The following is a 5,418-nucleotide window of genomic DNA, read 5'->3' as shown; positions in this document are numbered from 1 at the left end:
AGCGGCATAGGCTACAACCACTAAACACAGTCACTTTGATCTACGCTTAATTTCAACTTTGCACCAGAACCCTCAAAGGAACTCAAACTTAGGGTTGTACAGGCGTACCTTTGCGGTGAAGGAACATTCGATGAACTCGCAGACCGGTTTGGACTTCGTGCTTCGCAACAAGCTAAAAACTGGGTCAATAAGTCTGGGTCAATAAGTATAATAGGGACAAAACTTTGACGGCGTCGCCGTCCAGAAAGCAGGTCCCTACTATGAGCCGTAAGACGACCCTTGAAGAACGGATTGACGTGGTTGAGTATGTCACCAAACATAAGCATTCATATACGGAAGCAGCTGCACGTTTTCAAGTTTCATACCAACAAGCACTCTCTTGGGTCATCAAGGCCAAAAATGGTGGTTATGAGGCACTTGTAGATAACCGTGGCCATCATAAACAGGAAGCTGAACTAACTGAGCTCGATAAAGCAAAACTCGAAATTAGACGACTTAAAGCGGAACTTGCGGACAAAGAGCTTGTGGAGGCATTCGCAAAAAAATTGCTGGAACTTCAGCGCAGGGGGTGAACAAACAACGGCGACTGGCCTATTTCGCAATCAATGAAGTCAGTCTAGGAAAACGCGGTGCCATTTCAACACTATTGGCGACTGTTGGGGTAAGCCGACAGGCCTACTACAAAGGTCTGAAACGTCAAGGAACTGCTTGGGAGGCACGTAATCGTACGCTTAAGGAACGGGTACAGTACTGATTCGATTTTCATCATCAAGGGATTGGTGCAGGTAACCTTTTAGTTAACCTTCAACACGATTCGTTGATTGACTTCCCGGTGACGTTTAAGATGGTACGTCGAATCATGCAGGAATTAGGTCTGAGGTGTCAGGTTCGCGTCAAGAAGCGCAATCGGTGTCGAGAAAAAGAGCAGCACATTCAAGATAATGTCCTTAATCAGAACTTCACCGTTGATGGCCCTAACAAAGTTTGGTTAGCTGATTCAACGGAACTAACCTATGGCGTTAATGGTGAGCACAAAGTGCGCCTAAGTGGTGTTTTGGACCTCTACGGTCGCCGTATGTTGGCGTATCACCTGAGTCCCACTGAAACCTCAGAAGCTGAAATCGAGGTCTTCCGATGTGCCTTTGAGGTCACTGATAACGCTCATCCGTTGGTCCATACGGACCGTGGTTCAGCTTTTACTTCGGGATCCTTCAATAATTTTCTCGGCCGCCATAACGTCAAGCGCAGTATGTCATTACCGGGAACACCATACGACAACGCACCGATAGAACGTTGGTGGAACGAGTTCAAATTACGGTGGATGGATCGCCATCCACTTGTGAAAACATATGAAGAGCTTATGCGGTTTGTTGAAGAAGAAATTGAATACTTTAACCATTACAACCGTTCGGCACAAAGAAACGGCCTCACCCCAGATGAATACTGGAATGAGGTCGCTTAGAAGCAGACAAAACTTTATATTATTTCATCTGTCAACTTGACAGGGCCTAGTGCACTCAACGGGGCTTTCATCAATCGAGGTGCCATGCTTCGTCTTATTGGTGCGAGCAATGGGAATGGTTGCGTTTAATTCGCAAGCTGGGTTTGCGCGGTAAGTCGTGGGTTCGGAGTTCGAATCTACCGGCCTCAATATCCTGGTAAACCGTTGATGTTGAAGGAACGCGCAGACGCAGCGGCACAGGCAGCGTAGAACTTGGGATTCTTCTCAAGCATCGTTTTGGGACGACAACGCTCCCGCCTGAGAGTGCAAATGAGCTGCTGTATCAGCGAAGTAAATCAACGCCACCTTATGTCCGGAGACCCGCTGTAGGACGGAGCCAAGAATAACCTCCCGCGAAATAGTACTACGCGAGCGGTTGAGTTCGCGGACAATTCGTGCTTTGGAGAAACCCTGATTGAGCAGAATTTGATAGTTGTTGTAAGCCTTAGAGATGGTACGCTTGATGTTGGTCATAATATGCCTTTCTTATGTGCTTGGTTGCTTATAAGAATAGGTTATCATGGACTTTTTGGTCTAGTTACTTATGTGTTGCACTTAGATTGTAAACGCGGGGGACTGAAGGTGAGCGAGAGTCAGTTCATTGAGCTTGAAAATGCCTTACTTGATGCCTTCTGGTAAGGAGATGAACAAATCTCCGACGACGAGTCGGTGAAAAATCGGAGTCAGATTGATTAACCGACTCTTGGAAGAGGACGATGAAGAAGCGTAGGCGATGGCGGTGCCCACTGGTCAAGTGGTAAGGTGTCAGCACAAGGTGGTAAGAAGTTTGGCAGAGGTGGTAAATTCGGATGGCCCCCTTCACGGGGCCGACTTAAGATCGGCATGGCAACCTGGAAATTTTTAAGGCCAATTGAGAGTCACTTCTCATTGTTGTTTTCATTTCTCCAACCGCAACTTGTTTCGCTATCAGGAAAATGGGGACCTGTGGTATACATCTACATACCGAGTTCCGTAGAGAGGTAAGAGCGGAGTACAAAAATACCACCAAGGCACGGAACCCAGGCGGCATACCATAGTAGCATATGTTTAGTATTTTCAGCTAAGTTAGAGATTAGAAGAAATGTTTAGAATCGAGAAAGCTAATCAAGGTGAGGCAATATGTTTGTGTAGAGAAAATCTTTAAGATCATCTACAGATAGTACACCCTGGCCGTTTGCAATCCACATGTAGTGATTTTGCTCATGGCCTTGGAACCAGAAGTAGATTTCTCGATTTCGCCTAGGATCGCGCGTTATGTCACCGACATAAATGAGTAAGAAGGGCAGAAAACCATCGGTAATGCCACTTGCAGATTTTTCGGTATCCAGAATGCCCGGTGAGAAGTGCTTTAGGCCTCTCTCATGGGCATTGCCTCTTCCTGCAGATGGAGTCTTGCCTTCTACCCACCCGTCTTGGCGTTTTAGCTCAATGAATATCTTTTTATGAGTGAACTTATTTTCAATCGAATTATCGGGTACCCAACCCCAATGCACGTTACTGATTACGGTCGGACCAGGATCGTAGATCTTGTCCTCGATATCTTCTGGAAGTTTAAGATCAGAATAGACATTTTTGAAGTCTCTAATCTGTTCATTTACTTGGTATACATCTGATGGCAGAATTTGTCGGAGAACTTCTGTAAGGGTGTATTCCGTATTTTTTGCTTTTGCTCCACTATTGGTTTGCCAGTTACCACGAAGCCTTAGATTACTAGATGCCATTTTTATTGCTCCTCTAGTAGCTCAGGCACGGTTGTATCGAGCGCATTTGCAATTTTGACCATTGTTTTAAGCGAAGGATTTTTTAGCCCCCGCTCAAGATCACTGATGTACGTTTGATGTAAGCCAGACGCCTCTGCCAGCTGTTCCTGAGACATATTCAGATTTTTTCGTCTTTTCTTGGTATTATTACTAAATACTTTTAGTACTTCCATGGTGTATAGTTTAAGATAAACGTTAGGCTCTAGACACAGACTATATTGTATATTTTATAATGAGAGGTTGAGTTCCATTGAGTAGTGACGTAACGGCGTATAAGTTTTATGATAAAGATGCTAAAGAGAGAACGAAGATTAATGTTCTGGAAGACTTGTTTCCAAGATTTCCCCGAGATAAATATTCTGTAATATATGCTGATCCGCCGTGGGATTATGGCGGTAAGATGCAGTTCGATAAGAGTAGTATGGGCAAGGAGAGCTTTAATCCTAATGGCAGAAAAGTCTTTATTAGTTCTGCCTCATTCAAATATCCGACAGTAAAACTTCGGGATTTGAAGAAGCTTTCAGTTGCTTCTATTGCAGAAGATGATGCTCTGTTATTTATGTGGACAACAGGTCCGCAATTAGCAAACGCCATTGAGCTCGGAACTGCTTGGGGATTTGACTATAAGACAGTCGGGTTTGTGTGGGATAAGATGAATCATAATCCAGGTCAATATACGCTATCACAGACGGAACAAGTTTTAATTTTTAAGCGAGGAAGAATACCAAAGCCAAGAGGAGCGCGTAATGTGCGCCAGTTCTTGCAAGTCCCGAGAGGGAAACATAGCCAAAAGCCAGATGAAGTAGCAGATCGAATTTCTGAGATGTTCCCGACGCAAAAGAAAATCGAGTTATTTTCTCGTAGAGAGCGAACAGGTTGGGATACCTGGGGGTTGGACGTCATGGATGAAGAGACTTACGTCAGCCAAAAGGACTTGAAAAATTCTTCCCAAGAATCTCTTTTTTAGGTAATAAGCCTGCCAATTAAGACGCGCCACAAATACTCATAAAGACTTCTTCGAGACAAAGTGCAGATTGCACGTTATTTCGAAGAAGTTTTTTCGCGTAGAAGAGCAAGGTTATGAATTAGTTGGCACAATGTGTCTCACAACTTAAAAGTATTGACACTGACACCATGTGCCCGCTACAATAGGCCTGAATGAGTCTCATATATTGGTATCAAAACGAGAGGGCGAAAATCATGGCCAAGGTAGCAAAAACGGACGAATCAGTATCAGATACAAACCAAAATCAGGCCGGCCACATTTACGGTTACGCCCGAGTCAGCACCTTGGCTCAAAGTCTAGATGAGCAGATTTCGGAACTCCATCTCTTGGGTGCCCAAACCGTGTACGCAGAGAAGTACACCGGTACGACGGTCGAGCGTCCCGAATTTCAAAAAGTGCTCGCCGTTCTCCAACCAGGCGACACTTTGATTGTTGCTAAGATGGATCGGCTGGCTCGCACGCTGAAGGGTGCGCTCGAGGTGATGGATCAGCTTCAGGTCAAAGGGGTATCACTCCGAATCGGAAACATCGGCACGTTTGAGACTGACCGCGAAGGCAGACTGACCCCGATGGCTAAGATGATGAGGACCATGATGCTCGCTTTTGCTGAGTACGAGCGCGATATGATCGTCGAGCGGACTCAGACCGGTCGCGCATATGCACGCAAGCATGTGCCTGACTATAAGGAAGGCCGCAAGCCGGTGATCAACGGTAGGCGGCTCGAACAGATGCTGGAATACTACGATACCCATACGGTTAAAGAAACCGTCTCTGCGTTCAATATTTCGAAGGCCACTTTGATGCGAAGGGTGGCTGAGCGAAAAGCACAGCAGATTTCAAGAACAAGTTAGCCAACCAACCCGCAATGACATTGCATGGTAAGTTGTTCAGTCTCCTTGGAGCTTTTGCTTGCTCAGAACAGCGGTGATCATGGCTGACTTGATTTCAGAACGCAGGGAGGAACCTTTACCTCCTCTGAACGAAAATGTGGCAAGTAAAGAGGAACCGAACATTGTATTCTTTGACGGATACTGTGTTGGGTTCCTTATTTGTGGTGCTTGTTTCATAGTGGTGTTTGAGGGTTCTGGTGCAAAGTTGAAATTAAGCGTAGATCAAAGTGACTGTGTTTAGTGGTTGTAGCCTATGCCGCT

The 5,418-nt window shown here is 45.5% G+C and carries 6 protein-coding genes and 1 pseudogene; 4 read left to right on the top strand and 3 right to left on the bottom strand.

The window, feature by feature from the left end:
• The first annotated feature begins 260 nt into the window (after positions 1 to 260).
• A complete protein-coding gene (locus JUF21_RS12000; protein WP_239061461.1) occupies positions 261 to 572 on the top strand; it encodes a helix-turn-helix domain-containing protein in 312 nt (103 codons plus the stop codon).
• Between the two features lie 260 nt (positions 573 to 832).
• Positions 833 to 1,462 carry an IS3 family transposase gene (locus tag JUF21_RS11630; RefSeq protein ID WP_305067828.1) on the top strand — a complete coding sequence of 210 codons (630 nt, stop codon included), beginning with the start codon at positions 833 to 835 and terminating at the stop codon, positions 1,460 to 1,462.
• Positions 1,463 to 1,516: 54 nt separating this feature from the next.
• Here JUF21_RS11630 and JUF21_RS12100 read toward each other — a convergent pair.
• The 3 genes and pseudogenes from JUF21_RS12100 to JUF21_RS12175 all read right to left on the bottom strand — a co-directional run.
• Positions 1,517 to 1,975: pseudogene (locus JUF21_RS12100) on the bottom strand (helix-turn-helix domain-containing protein); the annotation flags it as partial.
• A gap of 626 nt (positions 1,976 to 2,601) precedes the next feature.
• Positions 2,602 to 3,222: a MunI family type II restriction endonuclease gene (locus JUF21_RS11620; RefSeq protein WP_203664785.1), complete on the bottom strand. Its 621-nt coding sequence runs from the start codon at positions 3,220 to 3,222 to the stop codon at positions 2,602 to 2,604.
• 2 nt (positions 3,223 to 3,224) lie between these two features.
• Entirely contained in the window at positions 3,225 to 3,434 is a 210-nt protein-coding gene (locus JUF21_RS12175; protein ID WP_203664776.1) for a helix-turn-helix transcriptional regulator, read from the bottom strand.
• Between the two features lie 77 nt (positions 3,435 to 3,511).
• Between JUF21_RS12175 and JUF21_RS11610 the strand changes: the two genes are divergently transcribed.
• Positions 3,512 to 4,228 (top strand): MT-A70 family methyltransferase, encoded by a 717-nt coding sequence (locus JUF21_RS11610; RefSeq protein WP_239061458.1) that lies wholly within the window; start codon positions 3,512 to 3,514, stop codon positions 4,226 to 4,228.
• Between the two features lie 233 nt (positions 4,229 to 4,461).
• Positions 4,462 to 5,118: a recombinase family protein gene (locus tag JUF21_RS11605; RefSeq protein ID WP_203664774.1), complete on the top strand. Its 657-nt coding sequence runs from the start codon at positions 4,462 to 4,464 to the stop codon at positions 5,116 to 5,118.
• Positions 5,119 to 5,418 lie beyond the last annotated feature (300 nt).

The sequence above is a fragment of the Lacticaseibacillus sp. 53-4 genome, assembly GCF_016861805.1.
Classification (GTDB): Bacteria; Bacillota; Bacilli; order Lactobacillales; family Lactobacillaceae; genus Lacticaseibacillus.
This window is presented reverse-complemented; position numbering and strand designations above follow the sequence as displayed.